We start from the raw sequence: 25,244 nt of genomic DNA on the forward strand, positions 1-25,244 counted from the left end.
CTTCCAACCAAGGAGAACGACATGACCACCACCCGGACCATCACCGCCATCCTCGCCCTCGGCGCCCTGCTCGCCGTGCCCGCCTTCGCCCACGGCCGTGGCGGCAACCAGAACACGCCGCCGAGCCGCCCCAGCGCTCCCAGCGCGCCGCACTCCCGCGGCCTGCTGGCGCAACTCCTCTTCCCCTGCGAGGCGTCCTGCGCCGGCGACGCCAAGGCCTGCAACGACGCGGCGGAGAGCACCGCGCTCACCTGCGTCAGCGGCGCCTGCGCGAGCGAGGTCAGCGCGGCGCAGGCTGCGTGCGCCACCGACCGCATGGCCACCGCCTGCAAGACCGCGGTCAACGCCCTCGCCACCTGCGCCGACTCCTGCCTCGGCGACCTCGCCACCGCGGCGACCGCCTGTCGCACCACGCTCAGCGCCTGCCGCACCGCCTGCGGCAGCGGCCAGTGACGCGGCCGCCACGCTGATCCGCAGCGGCAGTCGACGCGCGGCCCCCGCCAGCGTCGACTGCCGCTTCCGCTCCCCGACGTATGCCCGCCCGTCAACGCCATCGCCCCGTCGTTTGCGGTCGTCAGGACGAACCCGTAGCAGCGAGCCATGCGCCTCCTGCTGGTCGCGTGCGCCCTGCTGCTGACGGCGCGCCTGGCGAACGCAGCCGCGGCACCGACAGCGGACCCAGCGGCCGCGCCGACGCCCCGGCCGCTGTGGTGGCAGGTCAAGGCGAGCCTCGGCTACCACTTCAGCAGCGGCGACTACACCGGCTCGAGCAACACGGTCATCCAGTACGTCCCGCTCGTTCTCACCGCCGACGTCGAGCGCTGGCGGGTCCAGGGCACCATCCCCTGGCTGTACGTGAGCGGTCCGGCGGGCATCATCGACGGCCCCAACGGGCCGATCCAGACCAAGGGCACGGCCGACGGGCTCGGCGACCTGCTGCTGCGCGGCTCGTATCTGCTGCCGGTCGAGCGCCTGCTGCCGGCGGACGAGCCGGTGCCGGCCTGGTTGCCCTACGTCGACGCGATCGGCCTCATCAAGATTCCGACCGCCAGTCGCAGCGACGGGCTCGGCACCGGCGAGCCCGACTTCGGCATCGAATCGGAGCTGACGTGGACGCTCGGCCGCTGGGCGCCGTTCTGCAGCCTCGGCTACCGCTTCCTCGGCAGCCCGCCCGGCACGCACCTGTACGACGTGATCACCGCCTCCGTCGGCGCGCTCTACCGCTTCTCGCCGATCCTCAGCAGTGGCGCGCTGCTCGACTACCGGCAGCCGCCGACGGCGCAGACCGGCCAGCGCCTCGAGCTCGTCCCCTACGTGTCGTGGGTGGTGACGCCGCCGTGGTCGCTCGACGCCTACGTGTCGATCGGCCTCACCAACGGCAGCCCCGACGTCGGCGTCGGCAGCCAACTCGGCTATACCTGGTGAGGCACGCATCCCCGCCGCCGGAGGAGGACACGAGATGACGCCCCCGCCCCCCGCGCTCTCGCGCCGTCACGCCCTGCAACGACTGGGCGTGCTCGGCGTCGGCGCCGTGGTCACCGCCTGCGGCGGCGGCTCGAACGGCGGCGACGCGACGGCCAGCGCGACGGCGAGCCGCACCGCGACGGCCACCGCGCTGCCGCCCACGGCCGTGCCGACCGCCACCGCCGCGGCCGCGACCTCCACCGCGGTGCCGTCGCCCACGCGCTCCGCCACCTCCATCCCCGAGTCGCCGACCGCGTCCCCGACGGCACCGCCGTCCCCGCCGCCCACCGCCTCGCCCAGCGAGACGCCCACCGCCGCGCCGAGCGCAACGCCGCCTGCGACCGCGACGGTGACGCCGGAGCAGATCGACTGCATCCTCAGCCCGCAGCAGACGCTCGGCCCCTACTTCATCGACGTCGGCCTGGCGCGCAGCGACATCCGCGAGGATCGCCAGGGCGTGCCGCTGAGCCTCACCCTGCGAATCGTCGACGTCGCCGGCTGCGCGCCGATCCGCGACGCGCTGGTGAACGTCTGGCACGCCGACGCCGCCGGCGTGTACTCCGGCTTCGCCGGCCAACCCGGAGGCGTGGACGCCCGCGGCCAGAGCTTCCTGCGCGGCTTCCAGGTGACCGACGCCGACGGCCTGGTGCGCTTCGTCACCATCTATCCCGGCTGGTATCCGGGCCGCACCACCCACATCCACGTCCGCGTCCACCTCGACGCGACCACCATCCTCGTCACCCAGCTCTACTTTCCCGAGCCCGTCACCGACGCGGTCTACGCGCTCGCGCCCTACAGCGCCAGGGACCAGCGCAGCACCACCAACGCCACCGATTCGATCTACGACTCGGACGTTCTGCTCGACATCGCCGCCGGCGGCGACGGCTACGTGGCCGGGTTGGTGCTCGGGGCCGCCCGGTGACCGCGATCACCCGCCGACCGACGATCCTCCGCGAGCCGCCGCCGCGGCGGGGCTGACCGTTCGACCGTCGGGACGCGAGGCTCCCGCGCCCAGACGGCCGCCGACCGCCCGGGTCAGGTGCTCGTCCAACGCGCCAGGGCTTCCGCCAGGGCAGCGATGGTCATCGGCTTGCTGACGTAGTCGTCCATGCCGGCGGCGAGGCAGCGCTCGCGGTCGCCCTCGAGCGCGTGCGCGGTCATGGCGATGATCGGCGTGCGCCGGCGGTCGTCGGCGCGCCGGCGGATCTCCGCCGTCGCCTCGAAGCCGTCCATCTCCGGCATCTGCACGTCCATGAGGATGAGGTCGTAGTGCGCGCGCTCGACCGCGCCCACCGCCTGGCGGCCGGTCTCCACCGCCTCGGCGCGGCACCCGAGCTTCTGCAGCATGCGCAGCGCGACGGTGCGGTTCACCGCGTTGTCCTCGGCGAGCAGGACCCGCGGACTCTCGCCCCCGCTCGCCAGCGCCGGCGCGACACGACGCGGGCGCCGCTCGGCGCGGCCGCCGAGGATCTCGCGCAGGGTGCGCAGGAGCGCCGCCTGGCGCACGGGCTTGGCCAGCGCAGCGGCGAACGGCGTCGCGCCGCTGTCGCGCAGCGCCGCAGTCGACGACAGCAACAGCAGGGGCAGGTCGGCGACACGCGCGTCGGCGCGGATCCGCCGCGCCGTCTCCGCGCCGTCCATCTCCGGCATCTGCATGTCGAGAACGACCAGCGCGAAGGGGTCGCCGGCCGCGTCATCCAGCGCCGCCAGCGCCGCCGCGCCGCTCGCCGCCTCCTCGGGCCGGCAGCCCCAGGCGCGCAGCGTCTCGCGGAGGATGGTGCGGTTGGTGGCATTGTCGTCGACGATCAGGATGCGCAGGCCGCGCAGGTGCTCGACCGGCGCCGCCAGCGGCGCCACCGCGGCGGCGGCGGGCTCGAACCCGAGCTCGAACCAGAAGCAGCTCCCGACGCCGGGCGTGCTCTCGACCCCGATCTCGCCGCCCATCAATTCGACGAGCTGGCGCGAGATGGTGAGGCCCAGACCGGTGCCCCCGTAGCGGCGGGTCGTGCTGCCGTCCACCTGCGTGAAGCTCTCGAAGATCGCCGCCTGGCGCTCGACCGGAATGCCGATGCCGGTGTCGCGCACGGCGATGCGTATGCGGCGTCGGCGCGGGCTCTCGGCGCGCAGGCGCGCTGCGATCACCACTTCGCCGCGCTCGGTGAACTTGATGGCGTTGGCCACCAGATTGGTGAGCACCTGGCGCAAGCGGCCGGGATCGCCGCGCACCCCGGCCGCGAGCGCCGGCGGCACGTCGCACACGATCTCGAACCCCTTCTCGTGCGCGCTCGGCGCCAGCACCTCCGCTACCTCCTCGATCACGGCGCGGAGATCGAGCTCGACCTGCTCGATCTCCATCTTGCCCGCCTCGATCTTCGAGAAGTCGAGGATGTCGTTGATCACCCGCAGCAGGTGCTCGCCGCAGCGGCTGACCGTCAGCACCTGCTCGTGCTGCTCCGCCGTCAGGTCGGCGTCGAGCAGCAGCTCGGTCAGGCCGATGATGCCGTTCAGCGGCGTGCGGATCTCGTGGCTCATGTTGGCGAGGAACTCGGACTTGGCGCGGGTCGACGCCAACGCCTGGTCGCGCGCCTCGGCGAGCTCCACCGCCTGCTGGTGCAGGCGCTCGCTCTGCCGCACGGCGCTGGCGCGCGCCGCCTCGAGCGCCGCCAGGTTGCGGTCGAGCTGCTCGCGCGCCGCCCGCCGCTCGATGGCGACCACCGCGATGCGGATCGCGCCGGCGACCAGCTCCCGCTCGGCCGGCGTCGGGCGGCGGCGCCGCCCGGCGTGACAGGCGAAGACGCCGAGCACGGCGCCGCCGGCGTCGCGCATCGGCTCGCACCACACGCTGGTGACACGGCTGGCGACGGCGGCATCGCGCACCGCCACGCCCCGCGTGTCTGCCAGCACGTCCTCCACCTCGACGGCCTGCCCGGCGGCGGCGGCGGCGTAGGGGTCGCCGGCAGCGCCCAGGACGCGCGCGCCGATCGCTTGCACGTAGGCGGCCAGCCCGTCGCTCCAGACCACCGGCTCGAGGCGCGATGGCGCCGCGGCGGCACGCAGGAAGGCGATGCACCGGACCTCCGGCGCCTGCTGCGCCAGCACCGCCAGCAGCGTCTCCAGCACCTGGCGCGGCGCGGCGTCGGACGCCACCTGCTGCAGCGCCCGCTCGTGCCCGACGCGCAGCAACGCCTCCGCCTTCTGGCGCTGGCGCTGGCGGTCGAGCAGCCACGCCAGATAGATCGACGCCGCGAACGCCGACAGCACGCCGACGGTGACGTTGGCCGATTGGCGACCGATGAACGGCAGCCAGCAGAGCGTGGTGATGGTGCCGAGCGCGATCTGCGGTACGACGCCCCACGGCACGACGATCGCGGCGCCGATGGTGGTCAGGGTGACGACCAGCAGGAGCAGCAGCGAATCGTCGGCGATCAACGCGATCGCCAGCGTCGAGGCGCTCGAGGTGGCGAAGGCCGCCACCGCGGCGGCGGTGGCGAGGCGCCAGGAGGCCCGTCGAGCACGCCGCAACCCCAGCGCCGCGAGCAACTGCACGGCCGCGCCGATGCCGCGCGCCGCCGCCAGTTGCGGCCACACCGGCAACTCGCGGCCGATCGGCACCGCGGCCAAAAGGGCGATGCCGGAAATGAGCAGGACGACGGCGATGCGGTCGAGCACCTGCGGCTGCGTCTCGGCGCGCAGCAGGGCGCGGATATCGCTGCTCAACGCATCCCGCATGGCACCCGCTCGGGCCCGCGCCGGCCGCTCATGCTGGGTCACCTAGCAATTCGCGTGTCGACCGCCGCCGCTCGGGCGAGCGAATGAAACGCCGCCCGAGCGGCGGCGCGGTGACGGCTCGGCCCGCCGCGGTCCAGCAGGCGTCAGCTTCGCGACGGCCAGGCCGCCGCCGCGCCGGCCTCAGGCGCTGGCGCTGATGCTCGCGCCGCCGGCGGTCTCCCGTTGCAGGAGGCCGTTGATGAGGCCGACCATCACCGGGCGCGGCACGTCCGCGGTCAGGCCGACCTCGAACGCCGGCACGCGGTTCACCAGCTCGGCCAGGCTCTGCTCGCGCGCCTGCACCAGCGGCGTCGGGTCGAGCACCTCGAGCACCGAGGCGTAGGCCCAGTAGCGGCGCACGTCGTTGACGATCAGGTCGCCGGCGCGGATGCGGCCCTGCGCCTGCTGCGGCGGCAGCGGGCGGACGTAGTGGGTCGCGGCGCGCTGCGGGAAGACCAGCAGGCGCACCTCGCCGCCGCCGACCAGTTGCTCGTCCGGCCAGTGGAATCCGCCGCGGCCGAGTGAATAGCGATGCGGGATCGGCAGCAGCACGTCGGCGTTGCTGCCCAGCCAGCCGCGGCTCCACTGATCGAGCAAGAGCGGCTCCGGCACGGCGCGGACGCTGGTGCCCCGCTGGATCAGAAAGGTGTCGGACAACAGGCGCGCCGTCGGATCGGACGCCAGGCCGGCCACCAACGTCGACTTGCCGACGCCGCTCGGCCCGGCCAGCGCGACGATCCCGTCCGGCAGTTGCACGCCGCCGGCATGGATGGGGTGACCGAGGCCTCGGTGCTCCAGCCACCAGAAGCACGGATAGTAGACGAGATAGTAGAGCAGCGTGGTGAAGCGGCGCCGGCGCAGGGTCGGCAGCGAGCGGCGGTAGACCGCGCGGCGCAGCCAGTCCCGCCCCGCCGTCTTGCTCAGCCGGTGGTAGTAGTGACCGACGATGGTCAGCTCGTCGCCGTCGTGGGTGAGGCGCAGGTGGAGATCGGGAAAGTCGTCGATGCGGAACCAGGCGAGCGAGCGATCGCGACGGTAGAGGTCGCGGTCGGCGCGATCCCAGCCCTGCAGATCGGGATGCGCCTCGAGCCGATTCGGCGGCGGCCCCTCGTGCCAGAAGAGGCGGGCGCTGATGCGCGGCGCGCCCTCGCCGCGGGCGCGCAGCGGCGCCATGTGCTGCCGCGCATACTCCAGGAAGGGCGGGAAGTCGCTGGCCAGGCGGGCACGGACACCCGCGAGATCGACCGTCAGGACGCCGTTCTCGTCCCCGGCGCGCGCCGGCGCGCCGCCCGATGCCGTCATCCGGTCACCTCGGCAAGCACCATCCAGGTCGACGGGGCGCGGCTGGGCAGGCACTCGATCAGACCGATCATGCCGCTCGCCACCGGCGCCAGGCCGCGGTGACGGAGGCGGTTCAGGCGCGACTGCACGGCGAAGTGCCGCACCATCCCCTCGAGGCGCCGCACCCGGAAGCCGGCGCCCTCGATCTCCCCCACCAGCTCGTCGCGGTCGTACAGCGCGTCGAACACCGGGTAGCTGTCGAGCCCCTTCCGCTGCCGGTGCGGCAGGCTGACGGCCCGGTTCTGCGCATCGACGATCAGCGCCCCGTTGGGGGTGAGCGTGCGGCGAATCTCGGCGTACAGCCGGCGGCGAACCTCGGGCGCGAAGCGGCGGACGAAACGGATGGCGAATGCGAGGTCGACGCTCGCATCGGGCACCGGCAGCGCGAAGGCGTCGCCGCGCACCACCAGCCAGTGGCCGGGACGGGCGCGCAGGCGGTCGCGCGCCACGGCCAGCATCTCGGCGCTGCCGTCGACCGCGATGCCGCGGCCGGCGTACGCCAGCTCGGCGGTGAGCCGGGCGGGCCCGGGCGCCACCTCGAGCACCCGCTGCGGCCGCCGCTCGCCGATCACCTGGTCGATGAACTGCACCTGCCGGCGGTGCAGCATGCCGTTCAGCGGCTGCGCGGTGCGGCGTTCGATGTACTCCGCGACCACCGTCGGATCGCGATAATAGGCCTGGATCTCGGCCGGCTTCTGACGTGGCGGGCTGGTTGTCACGCGATTGTCATAACAGCCAGCCGCGTGCCAGTTCCAGGCGAAACGGCGCCCGGACCGATGCGCGACGGGCCACCGCCGCGCCTGTGGCAGTCGGTCCCTCTGCGGTGAGTCGTCCGACCCCGGATCGCGGCTCGGTCCGCTACCCCCGGCGGCGGCGAACACGGCGCCGCACGCATTTCCGCGTTGCCACCGCCCCGGCCGGCGTACTAGCTGCTGCGTGATGCGTTCCCGCGACGGCGGCTTTGCCTTCGACCCAGCGGCGGCGGTCGCCCACCTGCGCGCCGTCGATCCGGCGCTGGCGCGGATCATCGACGCCGTCGGGCCGTTCGCCATGGAGCTCAAGCGGACGCCCAGCATCTTCGCCGCCCTCGCCGAGGCGATCGTCTACCAGCAGTTGAGCGGCAAGGCGGCCGCCACCATCCACGGCCGCGTCTGCGCCCTCTTCCCGCGCGCCCGGCACGGACCGACGGCGGCGCACATCCTGCAGACCGCGGACGAGCCCCTGCGCGGCGCCGGGCTCTCGCGCCCCAAGCTGCTGGCGCTGCGCGACCTGGCGCAGCGCGAGCTGGCGGGCGAGATCCCCTCGCTCGCCGCGGCGCGGCGCATGGACGACGCGGCGCTGATCGAGACCCTGACCGCGGTGCGCGGCATCGGCCGCTGGACGGTGGAGATGCTGCTCATGTTCCGCCTCGGCCGGCCGGACGTCCTGCCGCTGGACGACTACGGCATCCGCAAGGGCTTCGCGGTCGCCCTGCGCAAGCGGGCGCTGCCGGAGCGCGAGGCCGTCGCCCGGCGCGGCGCGCGCTGGCGCCCCTATCGCACGGCGGCGAGCTGGTACCTGTGGCGCGCCACCGAGCTCGGCGGCCGCCGCTGATGCGTCGGGCGCGCACGCCCTCCCCTGGATCGGCGCGGCGGAGGCGCCGTTCCACATCGAGCCTTGCCGTGACGAAAATACGTCACCACGGAGGCACGGAGACACGGAGTCACCTGGACGAGAGAGGGTTCGGGAGCGAGATCCCCAACGCCATCAACAATGGCCATGGGGATCGCGCCCACCCGCCATTCCCGCGCAGCACCCTCCGTGTCTCCGTGCCTCCGTGGTGAAGGTGTTTCGTCGTATCGCTCGTCAGAGGCGGCCACCGCGCCGCAAGGAGTGAATCATGCAGCTCTTCGACACCCTCGCCCACTTCGCCGTCATGCTCGACAACCTCGATCGCTGGCTGCAGGCGGCGGCCGCGTACGCCGGCCAGCGCGGCTTCGACGTCGACATGCTGGCCGAGGCGCGCCTGGCGCCCGACCAGTACCCCCTCGCGCAGCAGGTGCAGTCTGCCTGCGACCAGGCGAAATTCGCCGCCGCCTACCTCTCCGGCAAGAAGCCGCCGTCGCATCCCGACACCGAGAAGACCGTCGCCGAGCTGCGACGGCGCATCCAGACCTGCCGCGAGTATCTCGCCGGTTTCGCGCCCGGCGATTTCGCCGGCGGCGAGGACCGCGCGGTGGCGCCGGCGTGGATGCAGGGCAACTCGGTGCGCGGCGACCGCTACGTCATCCGCATCGCCGTCCCCAACTTCTACTTCCACGTCACCACCGCCTACGCCATCCTGCGCCACAACGGCGTGCCGCTCGGCAAGCAGGACTTCATCGGCGTGACGAGCTTCACCGATACGAGCACGTGGTAGGGTCGCTTCGGCTGGCGGCGGACGGCGGAAGGACGGACGCGCGGGGGCGCGAATGGTCGGGCAACGGCGCGCTCCCCTTGCCGGTCGATCGTTGCCGTTTGCCCTGGTCTTTCGTCTTTCGAGCCGCAACGGAGGGCAGCACATGCCATACAAGGTCATCCAGTGGGGAACCGGGAACGTCGGGCTGTTTGCGCTCCGCTGCCTGATCGCGCACCCGCAGACCGAGCTGGTCGGCGTCTGCGTGCACAGCGCCGAGAAGTCGGGGCGCGACGCCGGGGAGCTGTGCGGCGCCGGACCGGTCGGGGTGCGGGCCAGTAACGACGTCGAGGCGATGCTGGCGCTCGACGCCGACTGCGTCTGCTACACGGCGACCGCCGACCTGCGGCCGTTCGAGGCGGCGCAGGACATCTGCCGCATCCTCGCCAGCGGCAAGAACGTCGTGTCGAGCTCGATCGTGCCGCTGGTGCATCCGCGGTCGTTCGTGCCCGCCGTGCGCGACCAGTTGGCGGAGGCCTGCCGCGCCGGCGGCACCTCGTTCTTCACCTCCGGCATCGATCCCGGGTTCGCCAACGACCTGCTGCCGCTGACCCTCACCGGCCTCTGCGGCACCTGGGAGGAGGTGCGGGTGCTCGAGATCATCAACTACGCGACCTACGACCAGCCGACGGTGCTCTTCGACACCATGGGCTTCGGCAAGCCGCTCGACGACACGCCGCTGCTGTTGACGCCGGGGACGCTCGAGTTCGCCTGGGGCGGCACCGTACGCCTGCTCGCCGAGGGCCTCGGCATCGAGCTGGAGACGATCCGCTCGACCTACGAGAAGCGGCCGGCGGTGCGGCCGATCCGCATCGGCGCCCACACGGTCGCGCCGGGCACCATGGCGGCGCTGCGCTTCGAGGTGCAGGGCATCGCCGGCGGCCGCGCCCCGATCGTCGTCGAGCACGTCACCCGGCTCGACGACGCCCTCGCCCCGGAGTGGCCGACCGGCAACGGCAGCTATCGCGTCGTCATCACCGGTTTCCCGAAGATGCGCTGCGAGCTCGAGTTCGAGGACGAGCACGGGGACCACGCGGTCGGCGGCGTCGTCCTCACCGCCACCCGCCTGGTGAACGCGATTCCCGCCGTCTGCGACGCCGCCCCCGGGCTGCTGTCGATGCTCGACCTGCCGTTGATCACCGGCCGCGGCCTCTACCGGCCGCCGGCGGCGTGAGCGCGACCATGTTCGGCCGACTGCTCGCTCGCGATCTCGCCGTCGTTGCCCTGGTGCTGCTCGCCTGGTGGGCGGCGGCGCCGCTCTCCGCCGGCCGTGGTCCGGCGGCCGATCTGAGCGGCGCGCTGCTCGGCATCGGCGCCTTCGTCGTCGGCCACCTGGCGCACGAGTGGGGCCATCTCGTCGGCGCGCTGGCCACCGGCTCGCGCGTCGCCGCCCCGGCGCGCCTCGGCTCGCCGTTCCTCTTCAGCTTCGACAGCCGCCGCAACTCGCAGCGCCAGTTCGTCATCATGAGCCTGTCCGGGTTCGCGGTGACGGCGATGGCGCTGGTCGTGGTCTACGGCCTGCTCCCCGAGGGACTGCTCGCCACCCGCGTCGCCCGCGGCCTGATCGTCTTCGCCGCCTCGCTGACCGTGTTCCTCGAAGTGCCGCTGCTCACCATCTCGTTGCTGCGCGGATCGATCCTGTCCAACGTCGAGGTCTTCCCGGTGGCGGCGAATAGCGACTGACTGCACGACGAACGACACGGCCGTCGTGTCCTTCGCCGCGGACGCGGCAACCCGTTGCACACGCGTCGCTCGTCGCGCTCTTCGTCGGCTCAGACGGCGGGCGCGATCGCCACGGTCACCGCCGCCGCGCCGGGCGTGCGCTGCAGGGTCAGCAACGGCGCATCCGGCGGCGAGGTCACGACGGCGCCCTCGACCTCGACCAGGTAGCCGCCCGGATACTGACGCGCCGGCACCGACACCGCGGTCAGCACCCACGGCGGGAGCGCGCCGCCGGCGGGCGCCGTCGTGTCGTACTCGAAGCGGAACACCCTGGTCGCCGGATCGAAGCTGATCGCGGTGGGCGTGCCGGCGACGGCGACCGGATACGGCCGGACGAGGGCGTCGAACGCCTCGCTGCTGCGCAGATTGTCGCCCCCCGGCGGCCGCGTCAGGTCGATGGTGATGTTCTCGTCGTATGACCAGAACAGCCACGGCACCAGGCCCTGCTCGAGCTGGCCGGCGATGCGATTGAGCAGCACCGGATCCACCGAGGCGCCGAACTCGCTGCACAGCACCGGTCGCCGATCGCGCTCGGCGGCCGCGACCGCCCTGGCGACCACGCCCTCCTCGCTCGCCGCATCGAGCGCGTAGGAGTGGAAGGACAGCGCCAGCCGTTCGTCGGGACCGGGGAGGCTGGTGTTGGCCTGGCCGAAGTTGAAGAGCACGAAGGGCTCGACGAACACCATCTGCGACGGCGCCTCGGCGCGCGCCGCGCCGGCGCCGCGATCGTAGAAGGGCCGCAGCCGCTGCGCTTCGATGTCGGGGCAGCCGTTGGCGTCGAGCGCGCAGGGTCCCCAGTCGGCGCCCGGCCAGGGTTCGTTCATCAGTTCGGTGCCGAGCACCCGCGGCTCGTCGGCGAAGCGGGCGGCGACGGCGCGCACGCCCTGCAGAAAATAGTCCTGGATGCCGACGCCGCCGGGCCCCGGGCGATTGGCCCAGAAGCTCTCGAAGGCGCGCTGCATCGCCGGATTCTGGATGTAGTACAGCGGGAACACGGCATCGGGCGGATTGGGCAGGCCGTCGCTGATCGCCATCCAGTCCGGCAGCCCGTTGCCGTTGAACATCGGCGCGAAGCCATCCTGGTGGAAGTCGAGCAGCACGAAGAGGTCGTGCGCGACCAGCACCCGCACCGTCTCGGCGAGGTGGTCGAGGTACGCCGTCTCGACGACGCCGGGGGTCGGCATCAGGCCGCGGAAGTCGATGCCCAAGCGCACCGCGTTGAAGCCGTTGGCGGCGAGGAACGCCGCGTCGTCGCCGCCGAAGCCGAACGCCGCCGGATAGAAGGGATCCCGCTTCGCCACCATGTTGACGCCGCGCAACTGGACGACGCGTCCGAGCGCATCGGTGAACCAGCGTCCGGCGGCGCCGATCGGCGGCAGCGCGCCCTCGGCGCCGGTGCGTGGCGTCGGCGTCGGCGGCACGGTGACGGTGGCGGTGGGGGCAACGACGGTGGGCGTGATCGCGGGCGCCGTCGGCGTCGGCGTGCGCAGGGAGCCGACGACGACCGAGCCAGGCGCGCACGTCGTCGCCAGCGCGTTGCCGTCCGGATCGCTCGCCGCCGCGTTCGTGCAGGGCAGCGGATAGATGCCGTCGGCGGCGTTCTGCGAGACGGCGACGCGGCACGAGTAGAGGAGCGCACCGATCGGGATCGGATCGACGTTGTCGAGCGCCAGAACGATGGCGCGCACCGCCGCGCAGTCGCCTCCCGCCGCGCAGCCCGGCGGCTGGAAGGCGAAGCTGGTCCCGCCCTTTCCAAGCGACGGGTTGACGCTGCAATTGGGCCGCCCGGCGGTCGTCGCCACGATCGGCGCCTCGGGCGGGAAGCCGATGTCGTTCTGGGTGCCGGCGACGGCGCCGCCGGCGGTCAGCACGACGCTGATCTCGATCACCTCCGCCGGCTCGGCGAGCGCCGAACCGATCGCCAGCGCGGCGCTGCGGCCGGCCGTCGGCGTCGCGGTCACCGTATAGGCGGCGGCCGGCGTGGTCGGACTGCCCGCCGGCTGGCTCTCCGTCGGCGTCGGCTGCGGCTGCCCGCCGCCGGTCGCCGTCGGCGTCGCCGTGCGCGGCGCGCCGGCAGTCGCGGTGAAGGCGGCCGTCGGGATGCCGGTCGGCGTCCGCCCCGGGTGATCGTCATCGCCGCACGCCGCCAGCAGCAGAGCGGCGGCGCTGGTGATGCAGAGGGCGCGGATGGTCATCGTCTCACCCCCGATTTGACGAGCTGCTCGAGCCAGTTGCGCACCTCGCGGGTGCGAACGCGCGGCTGCAGCACGTCGTCGTCCACCGCCAGGCGGTAGGCGAGGTCGCGCCGCGAGCGGTCGGCGTGCAACGCCTCGAGCTCGTGCCGGTAGCCCGCCGCCTGGTCGGCGTCGGCGAAGAAGCCCTGCGCAATCAACTGCGGCGCGCGCAGGATGGCGAGCCGGGCGACGTCGATGAGGTCGTACTCGGGATGGTACTGCACCGCCCAGAAGACGCCGCCGTCGCGCTCGACGTGCACCGCCTGCACGCGCGAGAACCCGTTGCCGGCGAGCAGCGTCGCGTGCGGGCCCAGCTCGACCACCTCGTCCTCGTGGCTGGTCAAGGCGTCGAAGGCGAGCGGCTTGCCGGCGTACAGCGGGTGGGCGCGGCCGGCGTCGGTGAGCGTGATCTTGCGAGCGACGCCGAACTCGCGGCCGCGCGGGTTGGCGGCGCAACGGCCGCCGGCGGCGGTGACCGCGATGTGCACCGCCCAGCAACTGCCGAAGCTGGGCACGCGCGCGGCGAAGGCGGCGCGGGCGAGCTCGAGCTGCTGGCGCACCGCCGGCCCATCGCGATGCACGGTGAGGTTGGAGCCGGTCCAGACGATGCCGTCGTAGCTGGCCAGCGCGGCGGGCGGATGGAAGCCGTCGGACTCCAGCGCCGCGACAGCGACGTGCGCCGTCGGCTCCAGCGTCTGCAGCAAGCGCCGATAGAGCTCGCCGGCGAGCGTCGCGCCGGCGCCCTGCAATGCCTGCCGGCCGGCGGCGTCGTAGGCGTCGAGGACGAGCAGCCGCAGGCTCATCGCGGCCGGTCGCCGGCGATGGTGATGCGCTCCATGCGGCGGTGCGCCGGGAAGAAGTCGTTGACTGGCCGGTGCAGGGTGGCGCGGTTGTCCCAGAAGGCCAGGGAGTCGGGCCGCCACGCGAAGCGGCAGCTCAGCTCCGGGGTCTCCAGGTGATCGAAGAGGAAGCGCAGCACGGCGTCGCTCTCGGCCTCGCGCAGGCCCTCGATGTGGGTGGTGAAGAGGCGGTTGACGAACAGCGCCTTGCGGCCGCTGCGCGGATGGGTGCGCACCACCGGGTGGCGCACCGGCGGATTGGCGCGCACCGTCTCGCCGAGGCGATCCCAGCCGCCGGGCTCGGCGAGGCTGTGGCGGAAGCCGTGGGCGAAGGAATGCAGCGCGGTGAGGCCGTCGAGGTAGCGCCGCATGCGGTCCGAGAGCCCGTCCCAGGCGGCGAACAGGCTGGCGAACATGGTGTCGCCGCCGTGCTCGGGAATGATGCGGCCGCGCAGAATCGATCCCAGCGGCGGCTGCTCGAGGAAGGTCATGTCGGTGTGCCAGGTGTCGATCTTGGTCGGGTTCTCGGCCGTGCTCTCGAGCACGGTGATCTCGGGGAAGCCCTCGACCGACGGATACGCGGGATGGGTCACCGGCGCGCCGAAGCGGCGCGCCAGCGCCCGGTGATGGGCGTGCTCGATGCGCTGGTCGCGGAAGAAGAGCACCTGGTGCTCGAGCAGTCCGGCCTCGAGATCCGCGAACGTGGCATCGTCGATCGGCTGGCGCAGGTCGATGCCGGTGACCTCCGCCCCGAGCGCCCCGGCCAGGCGCGTGAATCCGATCCGCTGTCCCATGCCCGGCCTGTAGCCCGCGCCGCGAAGCAGTGGCAAGCGTGGTCCGGCGGATGCCCGACCGGTGGATTCGCCGCCGCGCCGAGGCGCGTGCGCCGGCTCACTCCTGCGCGCTGTTGGCGACGAGGGTGATGATGCAGGTGACGTCGGCGGCGCTGACGCGGCGGTCCTTGTTGCAGTCGGCGTCGCACTGCGCCTGGGCGCGGCGGTCGAAGACGGCGCGGGCGGCCGCGCGCGCGTCGGCGGTGTTGAGCACGTCGTTGCAGTCGGCGTCGCCCGGCAGCACGCCCGGCGTCTTGGTCCGGGTCGCGGTCGGCGGCACGGTCGGCGTCAGGGTGACGGTCGGCGTCGGCGTCTCGAGGAACGGATCGCGCGGGTCGTCGGGATCTGAGCCGCGGTCGATCTCGTCGCGATCGAAGACGCCGTCCTCGTCGCGGTCGAGGGCGAGGCGGCGGCCCTCGCCCGGCGGCGCGCAGGTGTACGTGACGGGCTCGCCGCTGGCGGTGGCGATGGCGCGCAGGGCGGCATCGGCGAGCGGCGCCTCGGCGGCGCGGTCGCTGCGGAAGGCGCCGCTGGCCGGATCGAGCAGGTAGCCGCGCGGCAGGCCGTCGACCACGGCGCGCGCCACCAGGTCGCACTCGTTGGCGCCGGGATGGTCGACGAGATCGAACGGCGTGCGGGCACGGGCGATCAGCAGGTCGACACGCGGTCCCGCGACGTCGGCGGTGTCGGCCGTGAGGGTGATCTGCTGGCCGACGATCGGCGCGAAGGTGGTGTCGAAGGCGAGCACGTACTGCTCGAGGTCGGCGCGCTGGTGGTCGTCGAGGAGGAAGACGCGGGCGCGCAGGAAGTCGAACACCGTCGCCATGCTGCCGTCGTGCAGGAAGCCGAAGCCGCGGATCTGCTCGCCCTGGTAGGCGGCGTGCTGCGGCAGCACGTCGGAGAAGCGGCCGTTCGGCGTCCCGAACATGCCGATCTTCTGGTAGGCGTTCTTGAGCTGCGGCACCTTGAACGGCTGCGGCTCGTCGTCGAAGGTCGACTGCCCGAGGGTGCCGAAGTTGCCGTCCGCCGCATTGAGCGTGTGGCAGCCGGCGCAGTGCGCCGCCGTGTCGGTGATCAGGCGGCGGTCGCGGAACAGCGCCCGGCCGCGGCTCTGCGCGGCGGTGAGCTGGTTGTCGAGGCCGCGTACCGGATTCGGCGGCGGCTCGATCTCGAGCGCGAACTCGGTGAACGCCGCCATGTCGTCGGCCGAGAGCTCGCCCTCGTCGCGGCCGAGCAGCGACTCGAAGGCGACGTTGAAGGCCTCGAACGCGAGGGTCGAGTCGTAGGCGAGCGGATCGGTGACGAACATCGCGCCGGTGCGGTCGCCGCGCCAGTGCATCGGCCCCTGGTGCTTCATGCCGCGCAGGGTCTGCGTCGTCATCGGCCCCTTCAACGGATCGAACGGCTCGCGGGTCCCGGTCGGGCCGAGGGGGTTGTAGTTCGGCTTCACCGGGTCGTCGGGATTGCCGAGGTCCCAGGCCAGGCTGTCGAGGTCGCCGAACACGTGACAGGTGGCGCACGAGGCCTCGCCGTTGCTGGAGGTGAGCTGGGCGTCGTAGAGGAAGCGCCGGCCGTTGCGCACCGGCGGCGGCTCGGGGTTGTACATCGGCACCTGCGCGATCTCCTGCCGGGTCGCGGTGTCGATGACCTTCACCGCGTCGTCGAAGCGGGTGAGCACGTAGAGGCGCCGGTTGGCCTCGTCGAGCGCCAGGCCGGACGGCCCGCCGCCGCTGACCGCGATCAGGTTCGCCGCGGCGGGAACGAACGTGTCCCGCTCGATCTCGTCGCTGGCGTAGACGCCGACGGCGCTGGAGCCGAAGCCGGCGACGTACAGCGTGCCGTCGCTCGCCAACGCCATGTCCACGGGCGTCGCCAGACTCGCCTCCTTGATGCCGGCCGGCATCGGGATGGTGAGATAGCCGTCCGGCAGGGCGCGGATGTGCTTGTTGAGATGGCGCGGCGCGACGGTGGCGCCGGCGATGACGGTGATCTGGCTCTCGTGCAGGTCGCCGCGCAGCGAGCTGCCGTGCTCGCCCGAGCCCTCGAAGCGCACCTCGTTGCGCGCTTCGGTGTTGCTGACGTAGAGCGCGCCGGTGCGGGGATTGACCAGCATGTTGAAGAGGATCGTGCCGACGTGCGCGTACGCCGCCGTCTGGCGCGGCGGAGCGGCGAGGGCGTCGATGCGGAACACGTCCTGGTCCGGGAGATCGAAGCGGACGCCGTTGTTCCAGTTGCGGCCGAGCTCGTCCTGCCAGATGCCGGCCGCGTTGCGGCGCACGATCAGGCCGACCTCGGGGCCGGGATCGCCGTCGACGTTGGCGTTCGGCGGCGGCAGGCCGCCGGGGAGCTGCGCGTTCGCCAGGCCGCCCGGCACCTGCACGCCGTCGAGCGCGCACGGCGGCGCCGCGGCGCCGCCGTCGCACACCGCGTCCTCGGTCACCGTCGTCGTCTGGTTGCCCGACTGGAACACCGCCGCGTAGACGGTCGCGCCGTCGGCGGTGGCGGCGAGCGCGCGCGGGGTGTCGCCGAACAGCTCGACGACGGTCTCGGGCGTGCCGCCGAGCCCGCTGCCGAGGTCGGTGGCGTCGAACACGTACACCAGGGCGCGCGGCGTGCCGGGGGTCGTCAGGTTCATCGGCACCGACGGCGGCAGGTTCTGCCCGAGACGCGCGGTGGTGATGAAGGCGCGGCGGAAGTGGCCGCCGCCGTCCCTGGGGCCGGCGAAGACGATGTCGCGCGGCTCGTCGCCCACCAGCAGGGTGCGGACGACGCGCGGCGGCGTCGCCGCCAGGTCGACGATGCTGATGCTGTCGGACAGGTGGTTGACCACCCAGACCTCGCTGTCGGTGCGCGCCGCCACCGCCACCGGCTCGAGGCCGACCGGGACCGAGATCACGTGCCGCGGCGGCGCCGCGCCGTCGAGCGCGAAGACTTCGAGCCGCGCGTCGGGCGTGTTCAGCGCCAGCAGCGTGCGCCCGTCCGGCGTCCGCGCCAGCGGCCGCACCTGGCCGACCTCGAAGGTCACGAAGGCGCGCGTCGGGCGCGGCGCCAGCGCGATCGCCGCCAGCATCACGCCCGCCACCACCCGCGCCACGGCCCGATTCCGCATAGACCTCGGCCTTACGCCCCGCGGTTTGGAGTGTCCAGCCGGGTTGCCGGGCCTGGCGGCCACCCTCGGGCGATGTCGACCCATCACCGCCGCCGCGCGCCGCCATCGGCATCGCGGAGTGGGCGCTCAACCGCGCTTGGCGTCGAGCTCGGCCCAGCGCGCGTAGAGGCGGTCCACCTCCTGCTGCGCCTCGTGCACCGCCTGCCAGCGCGCCGCCAGCTCGTCGGCGCGCGTGGCGATCGTCGGGTCGTGGGCCGCGGCGTGGCGGGCCGCCAGCGACTCCTCGGCGGCGAGGATCGCCGCCTCCATGCCTTCCCACTCGCGCTGCTCGCCCCAGCTCAGGCGCTTCGGCGCCGCCGGCTTCGGCGCCGCCGCGGGCCGCGGCTTCGCCACCGCTGGCGTCGGCGGGCGGCGCGCCGCTTCCCACTGCCGGTAGTCGGCGAAGGCGGTGGCGCGGCCGCTGCCGTCGAGCGCCAGCACGCTGGTGGTGACGCGCTCGAAGAGAAAGCGATCGTGGGTGACCAGGACGACCGCGCCCGGGAACTCGAGCAGGCTCTCTTCCAGGACCTCGAGCGTCGGGATGTCGAGGTCGTTGGTCGGCTCGTCGAGGATCAGCAGGTCGGCGGGCTGCAGCATCAGCAGCGCCAGGTGGACGCGCGCCTGCTCGCCGCCCGACAGGCGGCCGACCGGCATCGCCAGTTGCTCGGCGCGGAACAGAAAGCGCCGCGCCCAGCCGGCGACGTGGATGGAGCGGCCGCCGAACACCACCTGATCGCCCTGCGGCGCCAGCGCCCGGCGCAGCGTCTGGGTCGGATCGAGGGCGCCGCGGTGCTGGTCGAGCAGCGCCACCCGCAGCCCCTCGGCGCGCTCGATATGGCCGGCGTCGGGGTGCAGCCCGCCGACCAGGAGTTGGATCAGCGTCGACTTGCCGCTGCCGTTGGGGCCGAGCAGACCGAGGCGCGTGCCGGGTCCGAGGACGAGGCTGACGTCCTCCAGCACGCGCCGGGCGCCGAACGACTTGCCGACGCGCTCGGCGACCAGCAGGCGCCGGGTGCGCCGCTCGCTGGCCGCGAAGTCGATGCCGGCGACGCGGCGCGCGCTGCGGCGCTGCACCGCGGCGAGCTCGCCGGCGAGGCGCGCCGCCTCGTCGATGCGCGCCTGGGCCTTGGTGGTGCGCGCCTTGGCGCCGTGGCGCAGCCAGTCGAGCTCGCGGCGCACGCGGTTGCCGAGCGTCTCCTGCCACTGCGCCTGCTCGCGCAGCGCCGCGTCCTTGCGTTCGAGAAACTCGCTGTAGCGGCCGCGCGTCTCGAAGAAGCCGCCGGGGTGGACGGGATCGAGATCGAACATGCGACGGGCCACGTGCTCGAGGAACCAGCGGTCGTGGCTGATGACGAGACACGCCGCCGGCTCGCTGCCGAGCATCTGCTCGAGCCAGAGGATGCCGTCGAGGTCCAGGTGGTTGGTCGGCTCGTCCATCAGCACCAGGTCGGGCTCGCACACCAGCGCCTCGGCGATGGCCAGCCGCTTGCGCCAGCCGCCGGAGAGGGTCGCCACCGGCGCGTCCGGCTCGCCGAAGCCGCAGCGGCTGAGCGTCGCCCGTCGCCGCGCGGCGCGCGCCGTCCCGTCGAGGTCGCTGTCCGCGAGCGCGGCGTCGAGCAGGCTGGCGACGGTGTGGGCGCCGCCGTCGCCGGGGTGCTGCGGGACGTAGGCGAGGCGCGTCAGGCGGCGCAGCGACACGCTGCCGGCGTCGGGCGGCTCGCGGCCGGCGAGCACCCGCAGCAGGGTCGACTTGCCGCAGCCGTTCGGCCCGACCAGGCCGATGCGGTCGCCGTCGTGGATGCCGAACGACAGGGCCGAGAAGAGCGGCGCCGCACCATAGGCCTTGGTGATCGCCTGACAGCCGAGGAGCAGCGCCATCCGCTGCCTGTAGCAGGTGGTCGCCGGCGGGTCAGCGCGGTGGCGGCGGCCGGAGCGCGCCGGCGTTGACAACGATGCCGGCGAAGCACAGCGTCGCCGGCGATGCGCGACGAAGAGCCCGGCGACGATGTCGCCGCCTGCCTGGCGCTGCTCGAGCAGCGCGCGCCGCGGCCGTTGTCGATCCCCGAGATGACCGCCCTGCTGTCGCTCGACCGCTACGATCGCAAGCGCCTCCGCGCCGCGCTCGAGGCCGGCGTGGCGGCGCAGCGGCTGCGCCGCATCGGCAAGACGCGCTACCAGTGGCGACGCGAGAGCGCGCGCCGCGAGGCCGCCGGACGGCCGGCCGGCGCCCGGCGCGGCCGCCGCGACGCCAGCGCGCTCGAGGGCCGCTACCTGCGGGTGCGCGCCGGCTTCGGCTTCGTGGAGATCGCCGCGCCGGCCGCGGCGGCGCGGCCGCGCGACGTCCTCATCCCCGCCGGCCTCGAGGGCCTGGCGCTGCACGGCGACCGGGTGCGGATCGAGATCGTGCGCCGCGACCGGCGCAGCCAACGCGCCACCGGGCGCGTCACCGCCGTGCTCGAACGCCGGCACGACGAGATCATCGGCACCTTGGAGCGCCGGCAGCAGCGCTGGTTCGCCGTCCCGCTCGACGAGCGCCTGCCCGTCGTCGAGCTCAGCGGGGCGCCGTCGCCGCGGCGCGAGGACGCCGGCCTGGTGGCGCGCGTCCGCCTGACGCCGCCGCCGCGCGGCGCGGCCGGCGTGCGCGGCGTGCTCGATCGCGTCCTCGGCCCCGGCGACGATCCCGAGGTGCAGTTCCTCGCCATCGCCGGCGAGCACGGCCTGCGCATCGCCTTTCCGCCGGCGGCGGCCGCCGAGGCCGAGCGCCTGCCCGAGGATCCGCGGCCGCAGGACCTGCGCGCGCGCGCCGACCTGCGCGCCCTGCCCTTCGTCACCATCGATGGCGAGACGGCGCGCGACTTCGACGATGCCGTCTGTCTGGAGGAGCGGCCCGACGGCGGCGGCACGCTGTGGGTGGCGATCGCCGACGTCGCCCACTACGTGCCGCCGGACTCGGCGCTCGATCGCGAGGCGGCGGCGCGCGGCACCAGCGTGTACTTCCCCGACCGCGCGATTCCGATGCTGCCGGCGCGCCTGTCGAGCGGGCTGTGCTCGCTGCAGCCCGACCGTGACCGCCTGGTGCTGGCGGCGGAGATGCCCCTCGACGCCCATGGCCGGCGCCGCGGCCTGACCTGCCGGCGCGCCGTCATCCGCAGCCGCGCCCGCCTGACCTACACCCAGGTCGCGGCCGTCCTCTCGGCGGCGGAGACCGCCGAGATCGCCGCCTGGCGAGCGCAGCTCGCGCCCCTGCTGCCGCAGTTGCGCCGTATGCGCGAGCTGATGCTGACGCTGCGCGAGCGCCGGGTGCGCGCCGGCTCGCTCGACCTCGACCTGCCGGAGGCGCTGGTCGATCTCTCGGAGGAAGGCCGCAGCATCGGCGTGCGGGTGGCGCCGCGCAACGACGCCCATCGCCTGATCGAGGAGCTGATGCTCGAGGCCAACCGCGCCGTCGCCGGCTGGCTGCGCGACCAGGGCATCCCCTTCCCCTACCGCATCCACGAGCCGCCGGCGCCGGACGACGTCGACGAGCTCAACGAGCTGCTCGCGCCGTTCGGCCTGCGCATCGCGTACGACGAGGTGGTGGAACCGGCCGACGTGCAGCAGCTCCTCGATCGCCTCGCCGGCCACCGCCTCGGCCGCGTCCTCTCGCGCCAGGTGCTGCGCGCCCTGCGGCAGGCGCGCTACAGCACGGCGAACGCCGGACACTTCGGGCTCGCCTTTCCGGTCTACTGTCACTTCACCTCGCCGATCCGGCGCTATCCCGACCTGCTGGTCCATCGCCAGATCGGCCGCCTGCTCGACGGCCGCGTCGAGGAGGCGCGCGCCGCGGCGGCGGCGCTGGAAGCGGCGAGCGCCGCCAGCTCGCAGGCGGAGCGCGAGGCGATGGAAGCCGAACGCGCCATGCTCGACCTGCGCAAAGCGGAGTTCATGCTCGGCCACCTGCTCGAGCCCGAGCCGGCGACCGTCGTGTCGGTGATCGGCGCCGGTCTTTTCGTCGAGCTCGACGCGTATCCGGTCGAAGGCCTGGTGCGCGCCGACGCGATTCCCGGCGACCGCTGGACGTTCATCGACAGCGAGCGGGCGCTCAAGGGCCTGCGCACCGGCCAGCGCTTCCGCCTCGGCGATCGCGTCGAGGTCGAGGCGACCAACGTCTCGCTGCAGCGGCGGCAGGTCGACTTCGCGCTCCTCCGCCGCCTGCCGTCGCCGGACGGGGCGCCGGTCACGCCGGTCGGCGGGGCCAGGCGGCCCCGGACACCGCCGGCGGGCAGGCGATCGCACCCCGGCGCTGCGAAGACGCGGCGCGGACGCCGCGGCCGTCGATCGATGCGGCGCCGCTTGCGCGCCGGCGCCGGCTGGGTCATCAGCGGGAGGCCGTGAACTCCGACGCCGACCTCGCCGCCCGCGCGCCCTCGGCGACGCGCCACGACCTGCAGCTCGGTCGTCGACTGTTCCATCTCGGCAACGGCGTCGCCATCGCCACCGCCTACGCGCTGCTCTTCAGCCACGAGCAGGTGGTGCACACCTTCGGCGCCGTCGCCTGCCTGGTCTACATCGCCGACCGCGTCCGCATCGCCTATCCCGAGCTGGTGGCGCGGCGCCTGCCGTGGGTGAACCGGCTGTTCGTGCGCGCCGAGGAGCAGGTGCGCGAATCGGCGATGACGCCGTTCGCGATCGCCGTCCTGCTCACCATCCTGGCGCTGCCGAAGCTGCCGGCGCTGATCGCGATCTACACCCTGGCGATTGCCGACCCGCTGGCGGCGGTGGTCGGCATCCGCTTCGGCCGCCATCGCATCACCGCCACGCGCAGCCTCGAGGGCACCGCCGCGTTCTTCGCGGCGGCGCTGCTGATCGCCGTCGCGGTGCTGCGCTGGGGCACCGGCGCGTCCGCCTGGATGATCGCCGCCGCCGCGCTCGGCATCGGCGCGGTGGCGCTGCTGCTCGAGCTGGTGCCGCTGCGGATCGACGACAACCTCACCATCCCGATCGTCGTCGGCTTCGCCGCCTGGGCGATGGCCGGGCTCGCCGGCGTGCCGGTGTTCTGAGGCTCAGCGCAGCGCGTTGGTGACGCCGCGCACCAGCTCGTCGACGGTGACCCGGCCGTCGGGAACGCGGTCGAACGGCGGGCACTCGCTGACCGGCGTGCTGCCGAGCGCGATGGTGACGCCGCGCACCAGCTCGTCGATCGACACCGTGCCGTCGCGGTTGCAGTCACCGACCAGCACCGGGCCGCCGAGCGCCCGCAGGTCGGCAACCTCGCTCCGGCGGGCGGTGAAGAGGCGGTCGAACTCGTCGGCGCTGACGACCAGGGTGACGATGCGCGAGCGGTCACCGGGATGGGCGCGGTGCTGATCCGCCGCCTGCGCGGTGGCGAAGCGCAGGTTCGCGTTGTGCAGCTTGGACGCCCGCGAGCCGCGCCGACCGCGCACCGAGAGGCGGTAGATGGTCCGCGGACCCGCCCCCGGCGCCGCGTGGGCGACGCGCGCCCCGCTCGGCACCAGGGCGCTGGCGGCGACCGTGCCGGCGGCCACCAGGAACTGCCGCCGCGTCAGGCGCGCCGCCACCGCGCCTCCGATGACGGAAGAGGGGCAGGGGGAGGAGCCGCATCTCCCCGCCGGTTCGCGCGCGCGAGCGCGCGGCCCAGACTTTGCGGTGCGACTTTCGAGGCGGAGTCAACAGCACGTCCGGCTCTCAACCGTCCGTCTTGCGTTGGGCTCGTGGCCCGCGGCTGTCCCTGCGACCGAACTCGCACCCTTTCTGCAAGATCTACCGTCTGCATGTACCGATCTGGATAGCGACGTCCCAGCAGTGCGAGCCTGAGCCGCCAGGGCGGGAGTGTCAACAGCGGATTTCGCGAGCGGATTTCGCGCCCCGCGGCGCGACTCAGGGCCCGGTGGGCCAGAAGCCGGGGTCGACCGCGAGGTCGTTGTTCTGCCAGCCGCCGCCGAGGGCGCGATAGAGATCGACGACGGCGAGGATGCGGCTGAGATCCGTCTGCGCCAGCGCCAGCTCTGCGGGGAAGAGCTGCTGCTGCGCTTCCAGAACCTCGAAGTAGGTCGACAGGCCGCCGTTGTAGCGCAACAGGGCGAGGCGCACCGATTCGCGCAGGGCGTCGACCGCCAGTTGCTGCTCGGCGCGCACCCCTTCCAGCTTCTGCTGAGCGATGAGCGCGTTCGACACCTCGGTGAGCGCCGTCAGCACCGTCTGCACGTACTGCGCCTTGGTGGCCTCCCAGTCGGCGACCTGGGCGCGGTACGCTTCGGTCAGCCGGCCGCCCTGGAAGATCGGGCCGACGAGCGAGCCGGCGATCGCCCACACCACGCCGGGCGTCTTGACGATGTTCTCGAGGTCCGAGCTCTGGCCACCGTAGAGCGCCGTCAGGCCGAGGCGCGGGAAGAAGTTGGCGATGGTGACGCCGACCTGCGCGTTGCTCGATTCGATCAATCGCTCCGCGGCGAGGACGTCGGGCCGGCGCCGCAGCAGCTCGGACGGCAGGCCCGGCGGGGTCTGCGGCGGCAGCGCCTCGATGGTCATCAGCGGCTCGCGCGGCACCGGTCCGGGCGCGCGGCCGAGCAGGATGCAGATGGCGTTCTCCTGCTGGACGATCCGCTGCTCGATCTGCGGGATGGTGGCCGCCGCCTGGGCGCGGGCGGCGCGCGCGCGTTCGACGGAGAGCTTGGAATCGACGCCGCCCTGATAGCGGCGGGTGAAGAGCTGCACCGTTTCGGTGAAGGATTGGGTGGTGCGACGGGCGATGTCGAGCTGCAGGTCGAGCTCCTGGAGGGTGAAATACGACGCCGCGACACCGCTCACCAGACTGAGCACGACGCCGCGGCGGACGTCGTCGGTGGCGTACAGCACCGCCTCGGACGCCTCGGTGGCGCGGCGGATGCGCCCCCACACGTCGAGCTCCCAGGCGAGGTTGAAGGTGCCGAGGAAGGTGTTGAAGGTCTGGTTGTCGGTGTTCGGACCGAGGAACGACTGGCCGCGCTGGACGCCGCCCTGGTAGCTCGCCTGGGGGAAGATCTCGGAGCGGGTGACGCCGACCTGGTGCAGCGCCTGCTCGACCCGCGCCGAGGCGGTGCGCAGGTCGTAGTTGGCCGCCAGGGCCTCGTCGATCAGCTCCCGCAGGGTGGCGTCGTGGAAGACGTCGAACCAGGCGTCGTCGGCGAACGACCCCGCCTCGGCGGGCGCCAGCTCGCTGCGGTAGGCCGCCGGCACCGCCGGCTCCGGCCGGACGAAGTCGGGTCCGACGGCGCAGCCGGCGATGGCCACCACGAGCGCCGCGACCCCCGTCGCCGCGAACGAGCGTCGCACACCACCTCCCCGCTCATCACCCACCGGCGGCGACTCGCTCGTGCCGGCAGTGCTTCCGCTCGTCGTCGTACGTCGCCCCCACCAGACTGCAGCGTTGCGTTCGCCGGGCTTGTCGCAGAAAGCCCCCGGACGGTCAACGCCGGCCGGGTC

At 73.5% G+C, this 25,244-nt stretch carries 19 protein-coding genes; 9 read left to right on the top strand and 10 right to left on the bottom strand.

What is annotated here, in order from left to right; all coding sequences use genetic code 11:
* Positions 1–21 precede the first annotated feature (21 nt).
* The 3 genes from KF840_18175 (at position 22) to KF840_18185 (ending at position 2,386) form a co-directional block, all read left to right on the top strand.
* The gene (locus KF840_18175) at positions 22–453 is read left to right on the top strand and encodes a hypothetical protein (GenBank protein MBX3026839.1); all 432 of its coding nucleotides are present in this window, start codon (positions 22–24) and stop codon (positions 451–453) included.
* A 147-nt stretch (positions 454–600) separates the two neighbouring features.
* Positions 601–1,425, top strand: a complete 825-nt coding sequence (locus KF840_18180) for a transporter (GenBank protein ID MBX3026840.1) — start codon at positions 601–603, stop codon at positions 1,423–1,425.
* A 34-nt stretch (positions 1,426–1,459) separates the two neighbouring features.
* Entirely contained in the window at positions 1,460–2,386 is a 927-nt protein-coding gene (locus KF840_18185; protein MBX3026841.1) for an intradiol ring-cleavage dioxygenase, read from the top strand.
* Between the two features lie 113 nt (positions 2,387–2,499).
* Here the strand turns inward: KF840_18185 and KF840_18190 are convergent, their stop codons facing one another.
* From KF840_18190 to KF840_18200, 3 genes are all read right to left on the bottom strand, one after another.
* The gene (locus KF840_18190) at positions 2,500–5,181 is read right to left on the bottom strand and encodes a response regulator (protein MBX3026842.1); all 2,682 of its coding nucleotides are present in this window, start codon (positions 5,179–5,181) and stop codon (positions 2,500–2,502) included.
* Positions 5,182–5,373: 192 nt separating this feature from the next.
* Complete coding sequence (locus KF840_18195) at positions 5,374–6,534, bottom strand: hypothetical protein (GenBank protein ID MBX3026843.1); 1,161 nt, start codon at positions 6,532–6,534, stop codon at positions 5,374–5,376.
* On the bottom strand, positions 6,531–7,292 hold the full coding sequence (locus KF840_18200; GenBank protein MBX3026844.1) for a class I SAM-dependent methyltransferase: 762 nt from the start codon (positions 7,290–7,292) through the stop codon (positions 6,531–6,533). Before KF840_18200 ends, KF840_18195 begins: the two co-directional genes overlap by 4 nt.
* A gap of 220 nt (positions 7,293–7,512) precedes the next feature.
* On the opposite strand from KF840_18200, the gene KF840_18205 reads away from it, so the two are divergent.
* The 4 genes from KF840_18205 (at position 7,513) to KF840_18220 (ending at position 10,690) form a co-directional block, all read left to right on the top strand.
* Positions 7,513–8,166, top strand: coding sequence for a DNA-3-methyladenine glycosylase 2 family protein (locus KF840_18205; GenBank protein MBX3026845.1), 654 nt, complete (start codon positions 7,513–7,515; stop codon positions 8,164–8,166).
* A gap of 286 nt (positions 8,167–8,452) precedes the next feature.
* Positions 8,453–8,971: a DUF1993 domain-containing protein gene (locus KF840_18210; GenBank protein MBX3026846.1), complete on the top strand. Its 519-nt coding sequence runs from the start codon at positions 8,453–8,455 to the stop codon at positions 8,969–8,971.
* A gap of 142 nt (positions 8,972–9,113) precedes the next feature.
* The gene (locus KF840_18215; GenBank protein ID MBX3026847.1) at positions 9,114–10,181 is read left to right on the top strand and encodes a diacylglycerol kinase; all 1,068 of its coding nucleotides are present in this window, start codon (positions 9,114–9,116) and stop codon (positions 10,179–10,181) included.
* Positions 10,178–10,690, top strand: coding sequence for a hypothetical protein (locus KF840_18220; GenBank protein MBX3026848.1), 513 nt, complete (start codon positions 10,178–10,180; stop codon positions 10,688–10,690). The genes KF840_18215 and KF840_18220 overlap by 4 nt, the downstream gene beginning before the upstream one ends.
* An 89-nt stretch (positions 10,691–10,779) precedes the next feature.
* On the opposite strand, the gene KF840_18225 is transcribed toward KF840_18220, so the two are convergent.
* The 5 genes from KF840_18225 to KF840_18245 form a co-directional block, all read right to left on the bottom strand.
* Positions 10,780–12,924, bottom strand: coding sequence for a cellulase family glycosylhydrolase (locus tag KF840_18225; protein ID MBX3026849.1), 2,145 nt, complete (start codon positions 12,922–12,924; stop codon positions 10,780–10,782).
* Complete coding sequence (locus tag KF840_18230) at positions 12,921–13,766, bottom strand: type 1 glutamine amidotransferase (protein MBX3026850.1); 846 nt, start codon at positions 13,764–13,766, stop codon at positions 12,921–12,923. Before KF840_18230 ends, KF840_18225 begins: the two co-directional genes overlap by 4 nt.
* Positions 13,763–14,596 (bottom strand): taurine dioxygenase, encoded by an 834-nt coding sequence (gene tauD, locus KF840_18235; protein MBX3026851.1) that lies wholly within the window; start codon positions 14,594–14,596, stop codon positions 13,763–13,765. The genes KF840_18230 and tauD overlap by 4 nt, the downstream gene beginning before the upstream one ends.
* Before the next feature lie 97 nt (positions 14,597–14,693).
* On the bottom strand, positions 14,694–17,744 hold the full coding sequence (locus KF840_18240; protein ID MBX3026852.1) for a hypothetical protein: 3,051 nt from the start codon (positions 17,742–17,744) through the stop codon (positions 14,694–14,696).
* Between the two features lie 126 nt (positions 17,745–17,870).
* Complete coding sequence (locus KF840_18245; GenBank protein ID MBX3026853.1) at positions 17,871–19,661, bottom strand: ABC-F family ATP-binding cassette domain-containing protein; 1,791 nt, start codon at positions 19,659–19,661, stop codon at positions 17,871–17,873.
* Between the two features lie 102 nt (positions 19,662–19,763).
* On the opposite strand from KF840_18245, the gene rnr reads away from it, so the two are divergent.
* Both rnr and KF840_18255 read left to right on the top strand, forming a co-directional pair.
* Positions 19,764–22,157 carry a ribonuclease R gene (rnr, locus tag KF840_18250; GenBank protein MBX3026854.1) on the top strand — a complete coding sequence of 798 codons (2,394 nt, stop codon included), beginning with the start codon at positions 19,764–19,766 and terminating at the stop codon, positions 22,155–22,157.
* Positions 22,154–22,822 (top strand): hypothetical protein, encoded by a 669-nt coding sequence (locus tag KF840_18255; protein ID MBX3026855.1) that lies wholly within the window; start codon positions 22,154–22,156, stop codon positions 22,820–22,822. Before rnr ends, KF840_18255 begins: the two co-directional genes overlap by 4 nt.
* 3 nt (positions 22,823–22,825) lie before the next feature.
* Here the strand turns inward: KF840_18255 and KF840_18260 are convergent, their stop codons facing one another.
* Both KF840_18260 and KF840_18265 read right to left on the bottom strand, forming a co-directional pair.
* Complete coding sequence (locus KF840_18260) at positions 22,826–23,341, bottom strand: hypothetical protein (GenBank protein ID MBX3026856.1); 516 nt, start codon at positions 23,339–23,341, stop codon at positions 22,826–22,828.
* Between the two features lie 319 nt (positions 23,342–23,660).
* The gene (locus KF840_18265) at positions 23,661–25,094 is read right to left on the bottom strand and encodes an efflux transporter outer membrane subunit (GenBank protein ID MBX3026857.1); all 1,434 of its coding nucleotides are present in this window, start codon (positions 25,092–25,094) and stop codon (positions 23,661–23,663) included.
* Positions 25,095–25,244: the final 150 nt, after the last annotated feature.

Source organism: bacterium, assembly GCA_019637795.1.
GTDB lineage: Bacteria > Desulfobacterota > Binatia > HRBIN30 > CADEER01 > JAHBUY01.

What these genes read in the sequence shown, in the direction of transcription:
- KF840_18175 (MBX3026839.1), top strand. Translation starts at nt 22, where the DNA reads ATGACCACCACCCGGACCATCACCGCCATCCTCGCCCTCGGCGCCCTG.
- KF840_18180 (MBX3026840.1), top strand. Translation starts at nt 601, where the DNA reads ATGCGCCTCCTGCTGGTCGCGTGCGCCCTGCTGCTGACGGCGCGCCTG.
- KF840_18185 (MBX3026841.1), top strand. Translation starts at nt 1,460, where the DNA reads ATGACGCCCCCGCCCCCCGCGCTCTCGCGCCGTCACGCCCTGCAACGA.
- KF840_18195 (MBX3026843.1), bottom strand. Translation starts at nt 6,534, where the DNA reads ATGACGGCATCGGGCGGCGCGCCGGCGCGCGCCGGGGACGAGAACGGC.
- KF840_18205 (MBX3026845.1), top strand. Translation starts at nt 7,513, where the DNA reads ATGCGTTCCCGCGACGGCGGCTTTGCCTTCGACCCAGCGGCGGCGGTC.
- KF840_18210 (MBX3026846.1), top strand. Translation starts at nt 8,453, where the DNA reads ATGCAGCTCTTCGACACCCTCGCCCACTTCGCCGTCATGCTCGACAAC.
- KF840_18215 (MBX3026847.1), top strand. Translation starts at nt 9,114, where the DNA reads ATGCCATACAAGGTCATCCAGTGGGGAACCGGGAACGTCGGGCTGTTT.
- KF840_18225 (MBX3026849.1), bottom strand. Translation starts at nt 12,924, where the DNA reads ATGACCATCCGCGCCCTCTGCATCACCAGCGCCGCCGCTCTGCTGCTG.
- KF840_18230 (MBX3026850.1), bottom strand. Translation starts at nt 13,766, where the DNA reads ATGAGCCTGCGGCTGCTCGTCCTCGACGCCTACGACGCCGCCGGCCGG.
- tauD (MBX3026851.1), bottom strand. Translation starts at nt 14,596, where the DNA reads ATGGGACAGCGGATCGGATTCACGCGCCTGGCCGGGGCGCTCGGGGCG.
- KF840_18240 (MBX3026852.1), bottom strand. Translation starts at nt 17,744, where the DNA reads ATGCGGAATCGGGCCGTGGCGCGGGTGGTGGCGGGCGTGATGCTGGCG.
- KF840_18245 (MBX3026853.1), bottom strand. Translation starts at nt 19,661, where the DNA reads ATGGCGCTGCTCCTCGGCTGTCAGGCGATCACCAAGGCCTATGGTGCG.
- rnr (MBX3026854.1), top strand. Translation starts at nt 19,764, where the DNA reads ATGCGCGACGAAGAGCCCGGCGACGATGTCGCCGCCTGCCTGGCGCTG.